This is a genomic window from Paenibacillus foliorum, assembly GCF_013141765.1.
Classification (GTDB): Bacteria; Bacillota; Bacilli; order Paenibacillales; family NBRC-103111; genus Paenibacillus_S; species Paenibacillus_S foliorum.
The window spans coordinates 32,886-52,307 of record NZ_WHOD01000049.1 but is presented as its reverse complement, the minus strand read 5'-3'; the positions used below and the strand labels follow the sequence as shown (position 1 = coordinate 52,307).

Genomic DNA, 19,422 nt, shown 5'->3' with positions numbered 1-19,422 from the left:
CGAAACTCAATGACTAATTCTAACTTACCTAACAATCAGACGAAGGGAAGCAGACGGGAGATCCGATTCGATCTTCTGTTTTCTTCTTTTTTTGTCGGCAAGAAGCTCTGGAGCTTGATAGGTGTCCTATTCCTTATTATTTTCTTCCTTGTGCCTATAGTTAAATTACTCTATTTAAGCATTCAGGTTAAAACAGGATTTTCCTTAGGAAACTATATGGAGATTCTTCAACAAGCCCGAACCTGGAAGTCGTTAAAGGATACTTTTATTATTGTGCTAGGGTCCACGCTTTTGTCCGTTTTCTTAGGTGTTGTCGCTGCTTGGCTGATGGCCTATACGGATCTTTTACACAAAAAAGTGCTGCACTTGGCGATGCTGATTCCCTTTATTCTGCCTTCCTATGTATTAACCCTTTCATGGTCCTCCTTTATGGGGACTCAAGGATTAATGGCGTATGCGCTTCATCTATTTGATCCGGCTGCCAAGCCTTGGAGTATGTACAGCTACGGCGGCATCATTTTTGTTATGGGACTCCATCATTTCCCGCTTGTCTATATGCTGACGGTTGATGTGTTGAAGAAAATCCCGAGGGATTTGGAGTGGGCTTCCAAAGCGAGTGGAGCGGGTAGGATCAAAACTTTCGCATTAATCACTCTTCCGATGGCATTACCAGGTTTGGCGAGCGGGGGGTTGCTTGCATTCCTGGCTGGACTGGACAATTTCGGGATCCCTGCATTTTTGGGTATTCCCGCTAATATTTCTGTGCTAAGCACTCTAATTTATGAGGAAATTATCGGATTCGGTCCAACGGCGTTTGCGAGGGGTGCTTCCTTATCTGTAATTTTAGGTGTATTTGCCGTGATGGGCACACTTCTTCAGTGGCTTTCGATCAGAAAAATAAAAGTAACGGACACCGTACAGGTCGATGAACATCCCCGCTATTATTTAGGTCCATTTCGTAAATGGGTGAGTATCCTCTTGTGGTCTTTATTGACGTTGGTTACGGTCGTACCTTTGTTGTCGATGGTCGTAACCTCTCTGAAGAAAGCTTATGGATTGCCCTTTGAGCTCAGTAATTTAACGTTTTCTCACTATAGATACATCCTGCTGGAGAATCCCAAAGTGTGGAAATCGATTCAAAATAGCTTTACGCTATCAGTAACGACACTTGTGGTCTGTTTAGTAATAGGTACGCTGCTCGCCTATTTACGGGTTCGCCGACCCTCTTGGTTTACCAAAACAGCTGAAATCATCATTGGCATTCCCTTCGCGCTTCCCGGGATTGTTTTCGGTTTGTCGATGATCTTTACCTGGATGGAGCCTATACCCGGCTGGAACCCTGGCATTTATGGCTCTATACGTATTTTATTTATCGCCTATGTTTGTCGGTTCCTCATTTTGCAGGTTCGGGCGAGCATTACTGCTTTCATGCAGATTGATGTTTCCATGGAAGAAGCTGCCCATATTTTTGGAGCTAACGGGTGGAGAAAATGGGTGTTTGTCCTGCTGCCGTTGCTGCTGCCAGGATTGCTGAGCGGGGCTTTCCTTGTATTCTTGACGGCACTCACGGAGTTAACTGTGTCAGCTCTTCTATGGTCATCGGGATCTCAAACGATAGGCGTTACCATATTTAACTTTGAACAGGCAGGAGATTCGGTTTATTCCACTGCATTATCCTCTTTGATTGTTGTTTTGATTGCTGCTGGAATGGGAGTTTTGCATGTCGTGCAAAAAGTCCAAATGAAAAAAGGAGTTCAATTATGAGCATTGAATTGATTCAGGTGAGCAAAAAGTTCGGAAGCTTTGAAGCATTATCTTCGGTAAATCTCACTATAGAGGACGGAGAATTTGTGGCTATTCTGGGTCCTTCGGGCTGTGGGAAAACGACCTTGCTGAGGCTGCTGGCTGGATTTGAGCAGCCTACATCCGGCGAGATTCATATGAACAAGGTATCTGTAGCTAAGCCTGGGTTCGTACTGCCACCGGAAAAGAGAAGAATCGGAATGGTATTTCAAGCATTCGCCTTGTGGCCTCATATGAATGTCATGGAGCATGTTCGTTTTCCTATTCGACATCATAATGAAACCCCGAATGCCATTCGTACCCATGAAAAAGAGCGAATCTCCAAGGTGCTGGATATGGTGGGGCTGTCTGAATTGGGGAAACGTATGCCTCATGAATTATCGGGGGGACAAAAGCAGAGGGTTGCACTTGCCAGAGCCATCGCAGCTGAACCATCTATTCTATTGATGGATGAGCCGTTAAGCAGTCTGGATGCTATGCTGCGAATGGATATGCGGCGGGAAATTCAGTCCATTCACAGGCAAACCGGATCGGCAATCGTCTATGTGACGCATGATCAGGGTGAGGCGCTGGCTATGGCAGATAGGATCGTTGTAATGAAGAACGGATATGTTGAGCAAGTCGGAACACCTGAGGAAATCTACCTGCGGCCGCAAACCGAATTTGTCGCCAAATTCGTCTCGAAGGCTAACCTTATCCGTGGTCGATGGAATCATGATGTTTTCGTACCTCATGGATCTGACGGTACTTGGGTATGGCAGGGCCAGCAAGTGGCCGAGGATTTTAAAGCAAGCGGCCTGTATCCGCTTAGACCGGATCAATTTGAATTGAACCCGATAACCCTCCCGGGAATTCAAGGTGAAGTGGTTAACATTCAATTTCAGGGAAAAGAGTTTCATTATCATATTCAAGTGGGACAAGAACAATGGGAGATTGTTTCTCCCCTTCGTTTTCGTTTACATGAGAAGGTATCATTAAATATTAAAGATACCGATAACAATACAGTAAAAAAGGAAGCAGCTATGTATTCATTCGAGTAAATGCAGTGTTTCGCATAATTATCCATGTAATGACTGCGCTGCGCTTTTTCCCGCCGTATACCCGGTTGAGAAAGCCGCGGATATATTGTAGCCGCCTGTATAACCGTGTATATCCAGTATTTCTCCGCAGAAATACAAGCCGCCGGTTAACTTGGATTCCATTGTAGTTGGATCTACTTCCTTAAGATTTACGCCCCCGCCTGTTACAAAGGCTTCTTCGATGGAAAGGGAGCCATTAGCAGCTATAGGAAATGCTTTGATAAGCTTGCACAGCTCCATCCATTGCTGTTTGGGGATGTTGTCGTAGGTGATGTCTTCCTTCAGCTGGGCTTTATGCAATAGGAGCGGTATCATCCGATCGGGCAGGATGGTCTTAAGTAAATTTTTGATTGCCTTCTTGGGATTTTCTTTGGCCAGCTGCAATGTGTAATCGAACACCTCCTGAAGGCTCTTGTCCGGGAGGATGTCCAACGTTACAGCAATAGTGGGCACATTAAACTGTTTGAGAGCTTTTACAACAAATTGACTGCAGCGCAGGGTTGCCGGTCCTGAAATGCCAAAGTGTGTGAAGATCATATCTCCCTCATGCTCGATAAGCTTTTTACCTTTGGGGTTCCAGACGGACAATGTAATGTCTCTTAGAGATAGTCCTTGGAGCTCTTTGCTTCTAATAAATGGCTCATTGGAGGTCAGGGGGACTTCGGTCGGATAGAGCTCGGATATGGAATGACCAGCTTTTTCAGCCCATGCGTAGCCGTCTCCGGTTGAACCCGTATGAGGGACGGATTTACCCCCCGTTGCAACAATTACCGATTTGCTGCTGATGGTTTCTCCCGATTTTAATCGGACTCCGGCAGTCCTCTCATCCCTATACAGCACCTCTTGAACAGGGCTATTTCCTCTTATGTGAACGCCTTGGCTTCGAACTTTGTTTATTAATGCGTCTACAACAGTCTTTGCTTTGTCCGTCACAGGAAACATTCTGCCGCGGTCTTCTTCTTTTAGCTTGATTCCCATATCTTCAAAAAAAGCGATAATGTCCTTATTGCTAAAATTAGCGAATGAACTGTACAGGAAACGCCCATTCCCCGGAATATGCTTTATTAATTCATCCAGATCCTTATTGTTCGTAACATTACAGCGCCCTCCACCGGAAATGCCGAGCTTACGACCCAGCTTATCCCCTTTGTCCAGCAATAAAACCTTAGCCCCGTATTCGCTTGCAGCTATGCTTGCCATTAGTCCTGCAGAACCGCCGCCAATTATAATAATATCGTACATTGAAAAGCTCCTTTACAGAAAACAAAAGGTAATGAAAGAGGTTCCTTGGTTACCTGTGCGTTCGCCGATTGATTGTACTGTACATTTTATCGTTTTTATAAGCCTTAGGCAATTTGCCGGCTAATCTTCATATTTATCCCAGTGCAACCAGTATTCCTACAGATGGCGGAGCGGGTCCTAGAGCCATAATAATGGTACTATTCCGGTCTTGGGAGGACTGCCATGAAAAAACCGTTGCTGTGGGCACTTGCCGTCGTTTGTGCGGGGCTGATTCCGTTGCTCATACCAGGTAATAAACCGGAGAAGCGAGCTGCCGATTCATCTGCCGCATTACGCGAACGAAGCTCGGGATTCGAGCGTTATGAAATAAAAAATATCGAGCACCCCATATCTGCGGCAGGCTCTGATGGTTCTGATTTTGCCCCCAATCTTGCAACAGTTCCATCTCAGCCTGAGCTTGAACCTGTTCCTGAGGATACAGCAATTCTAGGTCCACAACGACCCGATACACGGGAGCTGGAGCTGGATACCGAAAAAAGTATAACCCCCAATTCTAACAAGCCCGTTGAGGGGAAAGTGGCTTACCTGACGTTTGACGATGGTCCCTCATTAAGCACACCACGGATTTTACAAATTTTAAACGAGTATGAGGTCAAAGCGACTTTTTTCGTAATAGGCAAAACTTCGGAAGAAAGCAAGCGACAGCTCAAAAATATAGTCAACCAAGGCCATGCACTAGGTAACCATACCTTTACTCATAATTACAATCAAATTTATAAATCCGCAGAAGCATTCAAAGCAGATGTTGATAGGCTGGACCGCTTTTTGGAGGAAACTGTAGGCGTGAAGCCTGAGGTTCTACGATACCCTGGAGGGTCGAATAATCAGCTTAGCTGGCGTGCCGGAGGTCGAAACGTGATGAAAACTATTACCCGGGAAATGTCGAAACTTGGGATTTCATACTTTGACTGGAATGTGAGCTCTACAGATGCGGCTGCGCCTGTGCAGGACAAACAATCCATCATAGACTCCGTAATAAGCAACAGCGCAGGTAAATCGAAAATTATCGTGCTCATGCATGACATGGATTTGAAAACTACAACCGTAGCAGCGCTGCCTGCAGTCATTGCTCATCTAAAAAGTCAAGGATACAGGTTCGAGGTATTGAGGAAAAACTCATTTACCTACCAATTTTTGAAGCCTTGATTGAATTTTTCTAGGGTACACATACTAACATTGGACTTTTTAAACTACCTCTAAGCGAAGGGAGACAAAGACCATGGGAAGCAATCAAGCATCAAATTCCAAAGAGCAGGAGCAGCAGGCGCGAAAAAATAAACAAGCTGCTTCGGCTGAGACAAGTACTATCACGGATAAAAAATTGGATGGTCCTAACCGTCCCTCTGTATAAGTAACCCTTTGTGTTAAAAAGCAGGGACTCAGGTGAAATAAAGGAGTGAAGCTGGATGGATCGCAATGAGAAGGGAAAATCCACACAGGACAACAAAGCCATTAATGGGGATCAGAGCGAGCTGGATCCGTTTGAAATTAATTTTTTGCCGCAGTTTTTGGAGGGCAGGGGGCCGCGTGAACCATTTGTTAACTCGCAGGGCGTAGTTATTGGAGATCATATATATCAATCGGAGAACTCACCCTTAGAACAATGGAGCAAAGAAACTGACCCTGTAGTTATGGCGGGTGATGAGTGGGTGCATCCTTTTAAGGATGTGGGATTCCATACAGCGGAGAATCGCGATATTTTTGAAGAAGGCATTCCTCCTCAAAGCGGTATTTTTATGCACCCTGATAAAGACGTAGCCTACCCAGCCTACAATAGTGAGGTAGATGGCAGCGCAGGTGATGAAGCCCCAGCCAAGGCTGCAGTTAAAACTAATAAGGCTGGAAAAGATTAAAAGGTGCTCAATAAGGAAAAGGTTGCTTTGCTTTCATCTCCTACCGTTGTATAATAAGAACATATGATAATTAGTAAATCCATATGTAGGTAAAGGAGTGAAAGTATAATGTCTATGTCATTTGAGTCATACATGAAAGATATGGTTCAACCGATGCGTGATGATTTAACTCGTATTGGGGTTACCGAGCTGCGCACACCGGAAGAAGTGGTTGAAAATCTAGAGGGTTCCAAAGGAACCGCACTGGTTATTGTCAATTCCGTCTGTGGTTGCGCTGCAGGCCAATGCAGACCAGGCGTTGCCAAAGCTTTACAGAATGAAGTGAAGCCTGATCAATTGTTTACTGTATTTGCTGGTCAGGATAAAGAAGCAACGGCTAAAGCACGCGAGTATTTGGCTCCATATCCGCCGTCTTCCCCGTCTATTGCTTTGTTTAAGGATGGACAATTGGTGCATTTCATTCAACGTCATCAAATCGAAGACCGCTCTGCGGACATGATTGCTGCTGACTTGGTTGGCGCTTTCGAAAATTACTGCAAATAAGCCCTAAGCTTATTGAAACCAAGACTCCCGTCTTCAGCCGATGGTATCGGTAAGACAGGGAGTTTTTTTTTCTATACGGCGGAGAATCGTTTTTACATACTTCACTTTGCAATCTTTTTCGTCTGGATTATACTAAAAGGAAAACGAGTGGGAGAGGTGCGTTTAAGATGAGCCTGCAGCAGGAGATTATTGCTAAGCTTGGCGTGAAGCCAGAAATCAATGTCGATGAAGAAATTCGCAAAAGAGTTGATTTTTTAAAGGATTATGTGCTCAAATCAGGTGTAAACGGGCTGCTTATCGCCATTAGCGGAGGAATTGACAGTGCAGTGGCAACAGGACTGTGCATCAAAGCGACCGATGAACTGACGGAGGAAAAAGGTAAAGAGTATAAAACGGTTGGCGTATTCCAGCCTTACGGCGAACAAGTGGATATCGCGGACAGCTATGCTGTAGCTGAAGCTTTTAACTTGAAATACAAGATCGAAACAAACATTGAAGAAGCAGTCAATGAGATTGCGTTAGAAGCTGAATTCGGCTTGAAATCAATTGGCGATTCCCGCCATTTGAGCCGAGGCGGCAAAGGCAACGTAAAGGCTAGAACACGGATGGTGCTGCAATATGCGCTGGCATTCGAGCTTAATTTGCTGGTAGTCGGAACTGACCATGGATCAGAGGCCATAACAGGATTCTTCACGAAATATGGCGATGGAGCCGTCGATATAACACCGCTCAGCACTTTGAACAAGCGCCAGGTTAGGGAGCTTGCGGCCAAGCTGGGAGTACCGAAGAGCGTGTTGGACAAAGCGCCAACAGCAGGGCTGTGGGAAGGTCAGACTGATGAAGCTGAGCTTGGTATCACTTATGGCGCGAACAGTGCTTATTTGGAAGGTAAGACTATTGACCCTAAGGAACAAGAGAAGCTGGAGAAGCAATACTTAAAAACGGCGCATAAGCGTGAGCCGATTCCAGGGATATAAATAGGAAACAGACCGTGCAGCCGCACGGTCTGTTTTTGTTCATTTATAAGAATTTAAGTGTTTTGGGGTTTGGGGTGAGCGAAGCTTACCCTTCTTTACCTACAGCGAACCGGTTCCCAATGTTCCTCTTAAATGGCCAGTGGCCTTGAGGAACGTGGATACGCTATTTTGTTATGCACACGTGAACATTCAAATGGAACGGAAGTACGATGCTCTATTTATGTCAAATTGTAGTATTTGGACTGGCAAGAGACGGAATAAAGCATCGTAGTTCCGTGCAATCATGATTTGATGGGATGCAAGACAAATAGCGGAATGACGTTCCGTTAGAGTGAGACGGTGGAGAGAATGAGAGAGTGTGGGCGCGATCCCTAGATAAGCAGCGGCCGTGACCCCACATTCTCCCTGCAAAACGCATAACGTAATTGTACACCCAAGGACGCCGCAAGGCGTTTTTTTGTTTATCGGCGGTGAGCCCTTTAGGAGCTCCTTATGATCTTGGGTCAGAGGGATGCTTCAAGAGCTCGTTTCCTGCTCGATATTAGCATCTTTGAACATACTTTTAATAAACGGTTTACCTGACAGTCGATAGCTTCCAATTAGAATACCAATTTACGATATGTGGTTGAGGCTCCGTTTCAAATTCCTCGTTAATCATTTTATTCAAGGTGGCATACTGCCTGTCAACGGAAGTCCAATCCTTACATTGGTCATACAGCTTCATGAGAACAAAATAGACTTCCCCCACATGCGGAAACAAGTATTGGATTCGGTTATACAGGATGACCGCCTCACCCAACATTCCCTCGTCTATTAATATTTGACCTACTTGAACGGCATGTTGATACCAGAGGATACGCAGCCTCTCACGTTCTCCTTCAGCCCACAGATAATCGTAATCGGTCAAGTAGTCTCCACGGTACTGGTCAAGCAAAGCTAGATGATAGGGAATCGCATCGGGTGTGACTGAAGGAGCAGCTTGGAGGCTGGATTCCCATTCATCGGTGTCTAATTTCATGCCGTTAAGCTCAAGCCTGTACCCTTTATCTGAACTTAAAATACGAGCCCCCAGCCCCAAGTCGCGCAGTGTTTTACGAATCTGGTATATGGCTGTATATAACTGGGTAAAGCCTTTCTGAGCATCGGTTTCCGGCCATAGCAGCTCGATGAGTACATCCTTGCGCACAGGATGAGAGCGGCGGTGAACCAGATAAGCGAACAGCTCTTGAGCTTTCGTTGTACGCCATTGAATAGCCTTCGGATGATCGAAATCGATTTGAAGATATTGAAAACACCGAATGATGCCTTGTGAATCATCGGCTTTGGTAGCAGTAGCAGCTGTCAGGCTTATAAGGCGCTCCAGTGTGCGTGACAGTCTTTCTTGTATGATCGGCTTAAGAATATAATCGACCGCATTAAGCTCGAATGCTTTGACAGCAAATTCCTCGTAGGAAGTAACAAAGACAATATTTATGAACGGAAGTCGGGTTTGCAGCAGTTCGGCAACTTCAATCCCACTTAGCTCTGGCATATCAATATCAAGAAATACGACATCTGGTTCTTCGTCAAAAGCAGCTTGGAGAGCGGATTTTCCTTCTTGGTAAGCTCCTATGATTTCCACCTGAGCGTTTTTTCTTAGCTGCCTTTCCAGATCACGAAGTGCTAGCGACTCATCATCAACGAGTATGGCTTTCATCTATTTTTACCTCCATAAGAGCGAGTCTATTAACAACTGAAGTGGCTTGTCCCAATGAGACGGTCAATTGAGTTATCCGCTCAAATAACGGATGCACCGCTCCATGCTTCTTTACCTACCTCTAGGCTGCTGATGGGGTGATCGACCCTAGACTCTGTATGCTTGCATTATGAAACACAGGCCCGATCCCACATTCCTAAATCCATTGTGCCTTGTTATGTAGAAGGGGAGGTGCGCTGAGTGCGGTAAAAGAAGTGACAAATAAATTATCGTTCACAAACGACTTTAAAGATGTTAAATAATTCACAATTTTGAAAACAATGGGATGTTTTATCTTTTTGCCCTTCCATATTATACATGTTTTTGTTCAAATTTTGTTCAGAATCATTTGCTACCATATATCTCGTTCAAGAAAATAAGACAGGAATTTACAATTCAGGATTAGAAGGAGAGAAAACCTTGAGGAAAAAGTGGAAAAAAAGTAGTCTTGTGTCGTTGCTATTATCTATATTTATCGTAATGAACCTGGTTGCTCCAGCGTATGCTGCCGGTGGGGGTGCCCAAGGGGGTACTTATTTTACCGATGATGATAACTGGAACGGGGATACCACTGGCAATGGGGTACCAACCGCTAGTCAAAACAATATGGATGTGGGCGGAAACAAGATTAAAAATGGAGATTCCAAATATCCAATTGATTTTAAAATTACAGGTGTAGACAAACAAATGACAAAAAGCGCCTACCTTCTTATCCGCGCGTTAGACGTAGATGAATACGACGGTAGTAGTGGTACAGGGGAATGGGATAGAGTCTATTTCTCTTCAGACCCAATGGACATCCAACTAGGCAGTTCTTACACGACAAAATGGCCTGCAGGTACTCCCACTGGGGACTACAGAAAAGAATTTAAGAAAGAAGCTTATGTGGGTGCACTGTCCGGAAATAACGAAACCTGGAATACTACAGTTCTGAGCGTTGATCCGAGCAAAATAACACCAGGTCAGCAGAATTACTTCGTTGGTATCTCCACACACCATTATACTAATGCAACCACTGCATTTGCTAATTGGGTAGTTCAAGTCGACTGGGGCCAACTAGTCATTGATGGAGGAGTACGCGAAACTGGTGAAATAACTAAAGGAACCTATGAGCTCGTAAAAGGTACGGACGGAAAATATAAAATGATCGTTGATACAGGATTTCTTCCAAAAATAACAGGAAATTTTGCTATGGAAGTCAGCCTAATCAAAAAAGTTGTAAATCCTGACGGAACCGTAGATGAACAAAATTTGGATACAGCAACCAAGCGCTTTACGGGTGCTACGGCAAATAATGTTGTGAAACCATGGGAAGATATTGAATTGGGCAGCAACCTTAATCCCAATGAGGAATATTTTGTTAACATTCTGTTGTTCGATGATCGCGGTGCTACGACAGACAATAATGGTAAAGCAATTCCTATTGATCCAGGTAAAGCGCAGCATATATATACGGTCTCAACTGACTCTAATTTCATTAAAAGCGGAGCCCAGTACGAGCCAACCTCGTTTACTGCCGATGAATTTAAAAATAAATTTTATAAGCTAAACGGTTCTCCTAACGGGGACAATCTGACAAAGATTCAAATCAAAACTTTGCCGGATCCTGCACAAGGAAAATTGGTAATTGATGATGGTACTAATCCTCCAACGGATGTCACCACGATCAATCAGGAGATCACTATAGGTCAGCTTCCGTATTTGAAATTCAAGCCGATCGGCGAATTCACTCAGCCCGTAACTTTTAAATGGAACGGATTTGACACAGAATACGCTTTGTTTGACGCTAATGTAACTATTATACCTAATAAAGCGCCGACTGTAGACGGCATTAACAAGACAGCTAATAAGGGTGATACAATCAGTTTTGTTACGGGTGACTTTACAGGGAGTAAATTTGTTGACCCGGAGCCAGATGCTCTGAATAATGTCATATTCGTGACTTTGCCGGATCCGTCGAAAGGGAAGCTGGTACTTGATAACGGTAGCGGCACCCCAGTGACTGTTGCTACATATCAGTCAATTCCTGCGGTAGATCTAGGCAAACTAAAATTCATTCCTGAGTCAGGAACCACTGGAACTGTCACTTTTGATTGGAATGGTTCAGACGGCATTCAGTATGCTCAGGTGCCTAAGACAGTCACTATTCAGATCAACAATCCTCCAGTTGTAACAGATATAACCAAAACAGGCCATGCAGGAGCCGTAATATATTTCAGTGCTGCCGATTTTTCAGTTGCTCCTGCCTACAAAGATACAGACCACGATGACTTAGCACAAGTGAAGCTAGTTATACCGAGTAATTTCGATACGTTAGGTAAACTGTGGTATACACCTGTTTCAAGCTCAGTCTATACCGCTATCGCTCAAGGCTCTACCGTAACTATTCCCAAGAGTCAATTGGACACCTTGAAGTTTCAGCCATCGGCTAGCTTGCCGAACGGCAGCACCGTTACTTTCAGCTGGAATGGAAACGACGGCAAGGTATATGCAGACTCTCCTGCCCTTGTAAAAATCGCTTATAATGGCGTACCGGTTGCATCTCCACTGGAGATCAGCGCGGAAGAGGGAACTCAACCGATTACTATCGTATTGAAGGGTACGGATTTAGAGACGGTTACAGGTCTTGTATATGGGATTCAGTCGAATCCTGCCAAAGGTACACTTGTTAAAGCAACTGTGAATAATCCAGATGGCGACAAGTGGATTTATACACCAAATCCAGCCTTTACTGGAACAGACAGCTTCACTTACACGGTGAAGGACAGTGACGGTCAAACAAGCCAACCGGCCACTGTAAAAATAGAAGTAAACAAATCGCTTGACGGATGGGCAGGCAACAAAAATCAGGGTGATCCGAATGTTGTCAAAGTAATACCAGGGCAATTGCTCCAGCTCTCAGCCGTAAGCTCGCTACAAGCAGCTGAGGTTACAGCAACAGTTAATGGAAAACCGGTAGTCCTAACTCTTTTGAACCCCGCAACGGCTATAAGCGATGGCTTCAAAAAATGGGGGACGGCTACATATAAACTGCCTGAAGCAACAACTCCTGGCGAATATACAGTAAGCTTTACAGCAGCAGCTGCGGATCATACTGTATTGCCAGCGGAGCCTGGCGCGAAGCTAGCGGATAACAAATTCCAAGCCGCTGAACCGGCTGTTCTTAAACTCAAAGCAGATCCAGAGAAAATTCTAGGCGACGGCAAGTCGACAACCAAATTAACTGCCGTTCTGACAGATGTACAGGGCAACCCAATTGCTAACTCGGAGGTTGTGTTTAGCGCAACTGCGGGAGGATCTATTATTGGTCCGGATCGTGTCTTCACAGACAGTCAAGGCATTGCCGTTGTAACCTTCAAATCGGATAAGATTACCGGTGTAGCTGAACAGCAGATTCCGGTTAAAGCAACTGTGCTAGACATACCAAAAGGGGTTTATGGTCACGATCAAATTGTAATAACCTTCTTGCCACCAACAATCAGCGGTGTGCTTACTAAAGGAGAGTCACATCAGGCTGTTCCTGGTGCAACGGTCAGAGTGACGTTGGATGTCAATAATGATGGGAAAATCGAGCCAGGAGTCGATTTTGATCAGACGATAGTAACCAAAGCGGATGGTTCCTACTCTCTACCGGTTCCTGAAGGGGATAGAGAATACACGCTCGAATTCACACAAACTGTGAATATCGGCGGTGTTGAAACTCCGGTAACCTATACGCAAAAAGCAGCAGTCGGAAATGTAAACGGCGATGGAAATGAGAACTTCGACTCTGAAGAAACTGTCACGGGTATGGTTTTACTCAAAAAGCCAGATGGTAAACCAAGCCTGTTTAATACAGATCTAGTTAATAAAATGACGGTCTATTTGAAAGATGCTCATGGCAACTATATTTCAGATGGAAGTGGTAAGCCAAAAGGATTTGAACTGCAAGGTCAAGGTGTATTCAATGCTTCAGGATTAACCAAAGGCACTACTTACAGCCTTGAAATCCGCTATGAAATTGAGCCGGGCCAAGAGATCGTCATTAAACGCAGCACTGTACAAGTTACAGCTTCGGGGGAAATGAATATTTCTCAAGAGCTGGTCGATCCTTACGGAGTGATCACAAATGCAGTAACCAAGGAAGTTTTGCCAGGCTCCAAGGTTATGCTGTACTATGCAGACACACAAAGAAACAAAGATAATGGTAAGATTCCAAACACGGGTGTTGTGCTGCCTGTAATTCTGGGTTTTGCTCCGAATGACAATAAGAGCCCTGATCAACTTACCGATGCAACTGGGTTTTATGCCTACTTTGTATACCCGAATACCGATTATTATCTCGTCATAACCAAAGAGGGCTTCGTATCCAAAACAAGTGATACAATCAGTGTAGGAACGGATCTTGTCCAATATAATGCAGAGCTTAATCCAATCAGAAGATCATCGGGTCACTCCAGCGGATCCTCCTATGTACCGAGTTCACCGAATGTAACATTGAATCTTTCCGTTGATAAAAGCCTTGTAAAAGAAGGCGGCCAATCGACTATCACGGTTGATTACAAGAATCAATCCAGCTCTCCACTAGCAGCCGGTGTAATCTCCATTACACTTCCAGCAGGAGCGGAGCTGGTGAATGCAAATGGTGGCAAAGTTGATGGAAGATCGATTTCATGGAACGTTAATGATCTAGCCGCTGGACAAGCGGGAAGCTTCAAGGTTGATGTGAAATGGGGTCTTCTGGCAGCAGCGGATGCGCAGTATGATATTCCAGGGCAGTTCGCAGTAAACGGTAATAGCGCAGATTCAGTGAAAGCTGATTCAACTGTGAAGATCAAAGTGTTCTCTGACCGTTTCGATAATCTGAAGCATCAGCGTTATATTCTTGGTTATCCGAACGGCAAATTCCAACCGGATAATTCATTGACTCGCGCTGAGCTTGCTGCAATCGTTGCAAGACTGACAGAGAATGTAAAAGTAAGCGATGCTCTTTCCTATAATGATATTAATGAGGGACATTGGGCGGCAAACTACGTCAAAATTGCCACTAAGCATGGTTACTTCAGCGGTTTTGAAGACGGAAGCTTCCGTCCTGAGGCTCAGGTATCCAGAGGTGAGCTGGCATCTGTTATGGCTCGTTTCTTAAAATTGAACGTGAGCGGGACTGGTGAATTGCATTTCACAGATACTCAAGGACATTGGTCTGGCGACGCAATTGAAGAGCTGTACCGCGGCAAGTTCCTGTCCGGCTATCCGGATGGAACGTTCAAGCCTCAAGACAGCATTCGCAGAGTTGAAGCAGTAACTATGATTAACCGGATGCTGTATCGCGGTCCAGTAAAAGGAATAGAAGCATTATTCCCGGATGTTACAGAAAATCACTGGGGCTTTGGAGATGTGCAGGAGGCAACCTCTTCGCATGAATCCGTCCGTAATGAAGATGGAAGCGAGACTTGGAAGAACAAGCTCGTAGACGACGTACAATAAATCCAATAAATAACCAGCTGCGTGGTATAAGCGCGCGGCTGGTTATTTTGGTTGTTCTGCTTTGCAAAACTAGGCATGATGCGCGAAGGGTTGCGTTCAACAGCTGGATTCGCTAGGATGTAACTATATTTGCCGGTAGAGAAAAGAGGTTGTGCCAACGTTATGATCATCGGGGTCGGAACTGATTTGCTAGAGATCGCGAGAGTTAAAGCGATTATAGAAAGCAACGCAGGTGAAAGGTTTATAGCGCGTGTCCTAACTCCTGCTGAGCGGGAGTTAGCTAGCCAACGTCAGGGACGGCTGGTTGAATTCGTTGCCGGTCGTTTTGCCGCCAAAGAGGCGGTTAGCAAAGCGTTAGGCTGCGGTATTGGGAAGCAGGTATCGCTGCAGGACATTGAGGTTATTCCCGGATCACTGGGCAAGCCGCTCTGTCAGGTGAGCCAGGAGGCTTTGGAGCGTCTGCAGCTGAAGCCTAAGGAGATCGTGATTCACTTAAGCATCACACATACGAAAGATATGGCTATGGCGTATGCAGTAGTTGAGAACTCTGTATACGGGTAGCGGCAAAACTGCTAGGAGCCCAGCACAATTTTTTGCGGAACGGAGAGTTCTGTTATTCAATCTGCCGCCTTCAATTTAAGGCGGTAGCAGAGATCTGAATGCAGCTATTTTAGGTGAATAGGAGTATTACACAAATAGAGAGATACAGGAACTGGCCGTTCCTGTATCTCTCTATTTGTTGTGCTTTTCATCAGCTAACTTTGTATTGTTCATTATTTGTTCAGAGCGTTGAAGTATAATCGATAAACTGGTATGAAAGTCATTATATTGCGGCAAGAGCATGGGAGGGGGAGGCGAATGATTACTAGTAATGAGATGTATTATGGCAAGCAATTGAAGCAGGATAAATTCAACCAACTTGGTGTTCTCGTAGTACCGGCCATGACACTGCTCAGTTTGGAACAATTGCAGATCTTGAATCAGCATGGAGTTTCATTGGAACCTAACGATGTCAACGAAGGAACAGAGAGAACCGATCATAGTGTTCTTGTTGACGAAAGCGTCTTGTTAGTTGAAGAAATATTTCAAGAGATACGCTATACCAAGCAAATACCACTGTTAACTATTCGAAAGCAGATATTTCCAATGATTTACCATACTACAGAGCAGCCTAACCTGTTTGGGCTATTTGCTTGTTTACAATCGAAAGATGACTATACGTTTCGTCATAACATCGGTGTGGGTGTTATTGCTACCCTTATCGGCAGATGGCTTGAGCTAAAAGAAAATGAGTTATCTCAATTAACGATAGCGGCAACTCTCCACGATGTTGGTAAGCTGAGAATTCCACTCGAAATACTCAATAAGCCGGATAAATTAACAACTGAGGAATTCGAGATTATGAAAAAGCATACGCTTTTTGGTTATGAAATGATCCAGAATACAGTTGGGACAAACGAGAGAGAGGCGCTTGTTGCCTATCAGCATCACGAGAGACATGATGGAAGTGGGTATCCGTTGGGGATTAAAGGAGAACAGATTTCATTTTTCAGCCGGATTGTTGCGGTTGCCGATGTTTTTCATGCAATGACCTCAAAGAGATCCTATCGAAACGCTGCGCCTTTTTATGAAACTTTAAAACAAATGCATGATAATGCTTTCGGTGTATTAGACCCCCAAATCATTCGTTTATTTATGGATAAAATTATGCAGTCTATTATAGGAAATGAAGTACTTCTGACTGATGGAAGAAAAGGAACTATTATAATGGCTAATCCCCATGATCCTCTTCATCCCCTTGTGAGCATGAGTTCAGGTTTTCTGGATTTAAGCAAGCAATCCTCTTGTCATATTGAACGCATCCTTATCTAAGCCTTATAGGCGAACCGAATTACTCTGACATCATGTTTGTACGGAAAGGAGCTGTAAAAGTAATTGCCGGTTGAAGGAAATTACAATTATTATCTCATTGTTCTTTCGGTTGTGATTGCAATTTCAGGCTCATGCCTAGCTTTGAATATTACATCGAAAATATCTGTTGCTAGCAAAAAAACAAAATTCTTTTGGCTATTGGCGGGCTCATTGGGTATGGGAAGCTTGATCGTCACGCTGCATGATACAGGGATGAAAGCAGCTTTGTTTATAATTGATCATGATGTGAGCCGGCTTGCTGACGGTTTTTACCCTGTGAACCCCTTCTTGTTCTGCTGCGTGACATTAACCCTATTTATTATTCTGTTTGTATCTTGGGGAGTTATGTTTTTCGACCGTCATGTGCTTGAAAAAATGGCGTACACAGACACTATTACCGGCTTGCCTAATCGCAATGAGATGAAACGGTTTTTTGACAAGCACGTTGGAAAAGAGAACTTTGCCTTCTTATTCCTAGATTTGGACCAATTTAAGGCGATTAATGATACACTGGGGCATCATATAGGCGATTTGTTGGTTCAAACCATGGGGAGCCGATTGAGCAGTTTTATAACAGACAAACAACGGGTTTTTCGAATAGGCGGGGATGAATTTTTAATCATTGCCATAGACGCCCTTCAAGATACAGCGGAACAAAGAGCGAACCAGGTTCTACAGAAAATCAAGGAGCCCTATTTTCTTGAAGGAAATGAGCTGTATATTACAGGAAGCATCGGTATCAGCATGGGCTCAATTCACGACTCCGACCTCTCGGTACTCTTAAGAACAGCAGATACAGCTATGTATAGAGCTAAAAGCTTAGGTAAAAACCAGTATTATGTTTACAACGAGGAAATGGGAATTCAAGCGATCAGAAGAATGGAACTAGAGAAGGATCTACATAAAGCCTTCGAGCAGAATGAATTCTTCATTGTTTATCAACCCAAATGGAACGTGGCGACAAACAGTCCTATTGGTTTTGAGGCGCTAATGCGCTGGCAGCATCCCAGGTTAGGCATTGTATCTCCGGCTGAATTTATTCCGATTGCTGAAGAAACAGGACTAATTATCCCCATGACAAGATGGATTTTGGAAAAGACTTGCCTTCAATGCGTCCAATGGAAAAAGAGGGGGATCTGTCAGCCCGTATCGATAAATGTGTCCATTCGTTTATTTAAAAGTGACACTTTGAACGAAATGGTTTACAACATCTTATCAAAAGTTGGGTTAGAGCCCGATTTTTTGGAGCTTGAAATAACCGAAGCTATGGTCCTTCATGATGTGAATGATATTATACGTCAACTTCAGAGTATCCGCGCTCTAGGCGTGCGTGTATCTCTGGATGATTTTGGTTCCGGCTATTCTTCTCTAGGCTTGCTGGACAGAATTCCTATTGATGCTCTAAAACTAGATCGTTTGTTTACCCATGATTTGCATACACCGAGCAAACGGGCGATAATCAACGCGGTTTTAAGGATGGCTGAAAGTTTACAGCTGGATGTAATTGCTGAGGGTGTCGAAAATTATGAGCACATTGAATATTTGAGGGAATTGGGATGTCATAGAATGCAGGGGAATTATTATGGCAAGCCGATGATGGAGGATGAGGTGGAAGGATGGCTCCAATTAATGGAGTCGAAGGGTCATGCGTTCTGATTCTTATTTAAGGCCTATAACAAAAGGATTGGACCATTGGTCCAATCCTTTTGTTATTCAACCGCCATTTATTTCTTTTCAGCCAGCCAGCTAGCCAGGGCGTCTATTTCCTCAGGCTTCAGCTTGCCTCCGAAGCCTGGCATCCCGTTACCGCCGCCAGTAATCTGTTTGGTGATTTGTTCCTTAGTCAGATGGCCTCCGGCCTTCTGAAGATTGGTCTTAGGCCCTACTCTTCCTTCCAAGCTATTGCCATGGCAGGATAGGCAGCTTTGCTTATACACGGATTGTACCTGTTCAGAAGCTCCTGTGAAGGCCTCGGCTTGACCGCTCGCCATACTATTCTTTGCTCCTCCGAACGGCTGCTCGGCGGTCTTGTCAACACTGCCACATCCAGCTATTGCCGCAATAAGCAGCATGGCAGCAGCAGCTCGTATTCCAGCTTGGCTCATTCTCATTGAGTTACCTCCCGGGTTTTGGGGCTTTGGTTCCAACTGCGGATCAGCCAAGCCACAGCAATCATGCTTAGTCCGCCGAAGCCGCCAAGCAGCATCGAGGCGAAGCCGAGATACCATACCGCTATGACGGATGTAAGCAAGAACAACCATAGGCTCATATAGATAAGCGGTCTGCCGAGCCAAATGGCCAGCTGAGCATAGCCGATTGCCAGAACGAATGATCTTAACAGCGGTGCAAAAAACGGATCCACCGCCTGCACATATTGGAGCACGCTGACGGCTCCTATGATCATGAGCAAGGGCAGCGCTGCCTTGCCGCCTTGATCGGCGAGCTGCCGCCATGTGCCAGAGCGGAAGCTCGCCATGAGGGCCAAGAGGCTGGCAGCCAGCGCTAACCAGACCGTTAGCTGCTGCCAGAGCTCCACATCCTGCCATTGCCCAAAAAAGCCAATGCATGAAGAAAGCACCCACTGGGTGCCCCATATATAAAGAAACACGGTGTAGGGCAACCCCCAGCTGATATCGTGCCGCTGTTCTAGCTGATGTCCTGACGCTTTTCCAGTTTTCATCTTACTATCCACCTCATCCGCAAAACGGCCAAACCGTTCACGTTTTATCACTTGGTAGCGTAGCATTTTTGAG

At 44.8% G+C, this 19,422-nt stretch carries 15 protein-coding genes; 11 read left to right on the top strand and 4 right to left on the bottom strand.

Annotated elements, in window-relative coordinates:
* Nucleotides 1–9: 9 nt before the first annotated feature.
* A complete protein-coding gene (locus GC093_RS10110; protein ID WP_171651751.1) occupies nucleotides 10–1,764 on the top strand; it encodes an ABC transporter permease in 1,755 nt (584 codons plus the stop codon).
* Entirely contained in the window at nucleotides 1,761–2,843 is a 1,083-nt protein-coding gene (locus GC093_RS10105; RefSeq protein WP_171651750.1) for an ABC transporter ATP-binding protein, read from the top strand. The genes GC093_RS10110 and GC093_RS10105 overlap by 4 nt, the downstream gene beginning before the upstream one ends.
* Before the next feature lie 18 nt (nucleotides 2,844–2,861).
* Here GC093_RS10105 and GC093_RS10100 read toward each other — a convergent pair whose 3' ends face one another.
* Complete coding sequence (locus tag GC093_RS10100; RefSeq protein WP_171651749.1) at nucleotides 2,862–4,124, bottom strand: BaiN/RdsA family NAD(P)/FAD-dependent oxidoreductase; 1,263 nt, start codon at nucleotides 4,122–4,124, stop codon at nucleotides 2,862–2,864.
* A gap of 222 nt (nucleotides 4,125–4,346) precedes the next feature.
* Here GC093_RS10100 and GC093_RS10095 point away from each other — a divergent pair, with 222 nt between their 5' ends.
* The 5 genes from GC093_RS10095 to nadE all read left to right on the top strand — a co-directional run bounded on the left by GC093_RS10095 (nucleotide 4,347) and on the right by nadE (nucleotide 7,557).
* Nucleotides 4,347–5,330: a polysaccharide deacetylase family protein gene (locus GC093_RS10095; protein ID WP_171651748.1), complete on the top strand. Its 984-nt coding sequence runs from the start codon at nucleotides 4,347–4,349 to the stop codon at nucleotides 5,328–5,330.
* Nucleotides 5,331–5,403: 73 nt separating this feature from the next.
* Nucleotides 5,404–5,535, top strand: a complete 132-nt coding sequence (locus GC093_RS36340; protein ID WP_281365221.1) for a hypothetical protein — start codon at nucleotides 5,404–5,406, stop codon at nucleotides 5,533–5,535.
* 55 nt (nucleotides 5,536–5,590) lie between these two features.
* Nucleotides 5,591–6,037, top strand: coding sequence for a DUF3905 domain-containing protein (locus tag GC093_RS10090; protein ID WP_171651747.1), 447 nt, complete (start codon nucleotides 5,591–5,593; stop codon nucleotides 6,035–6,037).
* 108 nt (nucleotides 6,038–6,145) lie between these two features.
* Nucleotides 6,146–6,580, top strand: coding sequence for a BrxA/BrxB family bacilliredoxin (locus GC093_RS10085; RefSeq protein WP_171651746.1), 435 nt, complete (start codon nucleotides 6,146–6,148; stop codon nucleotides 6,578–6,580).
* Between the two features lie 167 nt (nucleotides 6,581–6,747).
* Nucleotides 6,748–7,557, top strand: a complete 810-nt coding sequence (gene nadE, locus GC093_RS10080) for an NAD(+) synthase (protein ID WP_171651745.1) — start codon at nucleotides 6,748–6,750, stop codon at nucleotides 7,555–7,557.
* 574 nt (nucleotides 7,558–8,131) lie between these two features.
* On the opposite strand, the gene GC093_RS10075 is transcribed toward nadE, so the two are convergent.
* On the bottom strand, nucleotides 8,132–9,253 hold the full coding sequence (locus GC093_RS10075; RefSeq protein WP_171651744.1) for a response regulator: 1,122 nt from the start codon (nucleotides 9,251–9,253) through the stop codon (nucleotides 8,132–8,134).
* Nucleotides 9,254–9,712: 459 nt separating this feature from the next.
* Here GC093_RS10075 and GC093_RS10070 point away from each other — a divergent pair, with 459 nt between their 5' ends.
* The 4 genes from GC093_RS10070 to GC093_RS10055 all read left to right on the top strand — a co-directional run bounded on the left by GC093_RS10070 (nucleotide 9,713) and on the right by GC093_RS10055 (nucleotide 18,325).
* Nucleotides 9,713–14,758, top strand: a complete 5,046-nt coding sequence (locus tag GC093_RS10070; RefSeq protein ID WP_171651743.1) for an S-layer homology domain-containing protein — start codon at nucleotides 9,713–9,715, stop codon at nucleotides 14,756–14,758.
* A gap of 162 nt (nucleotides 14,759–14,920) precedes the next feature.
* On the top strand, nucleotides 14,921–15,319 hold the full coding sequence (gene acpS, locus GC093_RS10065; protein ID WP_171651955.1) for a holo-ACP synthase: 399 nt from the start codon (nucleotides 14,921–14,923) through the stop codon (nucleotides 15,317–15,319).
* Between the two features lie 297 nt (nucleotides 15,320–15,616).
* A complete protein-coding gene (locus GC093_RS10060; protein ID WP_171651742.1) occupies nucleotides 15,617–16,630 on the top strand; it encodes an HD-GYP domain-containing protein in 1,014 nt (337 codons plus the stop codon).
* 141 nt (nucleotides 16,631–16,771) lie between these two features.
* Complete coding sequence (locus tag GC093_RS10055; protein ID WP_246314024.1) at nucleotides 16,772–18,325, top strand: putative bifunctional diguanylate cyclase/phosphodiesterase; 1,554 nt, start codon at nucleotides 16,772–16,774, stop codon at nucleotides 18,323–18,325.
* 68 nt (nucleotides 18,326–18,393) lie between these two features.
* Here the strand turns inward: GC093_RS10055 and GC093_RS10050 are convergent, their stop codons facing one another.
* Nucleotides 18,394–18,780, bottom strand: coding sequence for a c-type cytochrome (locus tag GC093_RS10050; protein ID WP_171651740.1), 387 nt, complete (start codon nucleotides 18,778–18,780; stop codon nucleotides 18,394–18,396).
* On the bottom strand, nucleotides 18,777–19,349 hold the full coding sequence (locus tag GC093_RS10045; protein ID WP_171651739.1) for a hypothetical protein: 573 nt from the start codon (nucleotides 19,347–19,349) through the stop codon (nucleotides 18,777–18,779). The genes GC093_RS10050 and GC093_RS10045 overlap by 4 nt, the downstream gene beginning before the upstream one ends.
* Nucleotides 19,350–19,422: the final 73 nt, after the last annotated feature.

Bases quoted from the DNA above. Each gene is read 5' to 3' on its own strand.
- GC093_RS10110 (WP_171651751.1), top strand. From the start codon at position 10: ATGACTAATTCTAACTTACCTAACAATCAGACGAAGGGAAGCAGACGG.
- GC093_RS10105 (WP_171651750.1), top strand. From the start codon at position 1,761: ATGAGCATTGAATTGATTCAGGTGAGCAAAAAGTTCGGAAGCTTTGAA.
- GC093_RS10100 (WP_171651749.1), bottom strand. From the start codon at position 4,124: ATGTACGATATTATTATAATTGGCGGCGGTTCTGCAGGACTAATGGCA.
- GC093_RS10095 (WP_171651748.1), top strand. From the start codon at position 4,347: ATGAAAAAACCGTTGCTGTGGGCACTTGCCGTCGTTTGTGCGGGGCTG.
- GC093_RS36340 (WP_281365221.1), top strand. From the start codon at position 5,404: ATGGGAAGCAATCAAGCATCAAATTCCAAAGAGCAGGAGCAGCAGGCG.
- GC093_RS10090 (WP_171651747.1), top strand. From the start codon at position 5,591: ATGGATCGCAATGAGAAGGGAAAATCCACACAGGACAACAAAGCCATT.
- GC093_RS10085 (WP_171651746.1), top strand. From the start codon at position 6,146: ATGTCTATGTCATTTGAGTCATACATGAAAGATATGGTTCAACCGATG.
- nadE (WP_171651745.1), top strand. From the start codon at position 6,748: ATGAGCCTGCAGCAGGAGATTATTGCTAAGCTTGGCGTGAAGCCAGAA.
- GC093_RS10075 (WP_171651744.1), bottom strand. From the start codon at position 9,253: ATGAAAGCCATACTCGTTGATGATGAGTCGCTAGCACTTCGTGATCTG.
- acpS (WP_171651955.1), top strand. From the start codon at position 14,921: ATGATCATCGGGGTCGGAACTGATTTGCTAGAGATCGCGAGAGTTAAA.
- GC093_RS10060 (WP_171651742.1), top strand. From the start codon at position 15,617: ATGATTACTAGTAATGAGATGTATTATGGCAAGCAATTGAAGCAGGAT.
- GC093_RS10050 (WP_171651740.1), bottom strand. From the start codon at position 18,780: ATGAGAATGAGCCAAGCTGGAATACGAGCTGCTGCTGCCATGCTGCTT.
- GC093_RS10045 (WP_171651739.1), bottom strand. From the start codon at position 19,349: ATGAAAACTGGAAAAGCGTCAGGACATCAGCTAGAACAGCGGCACGAT.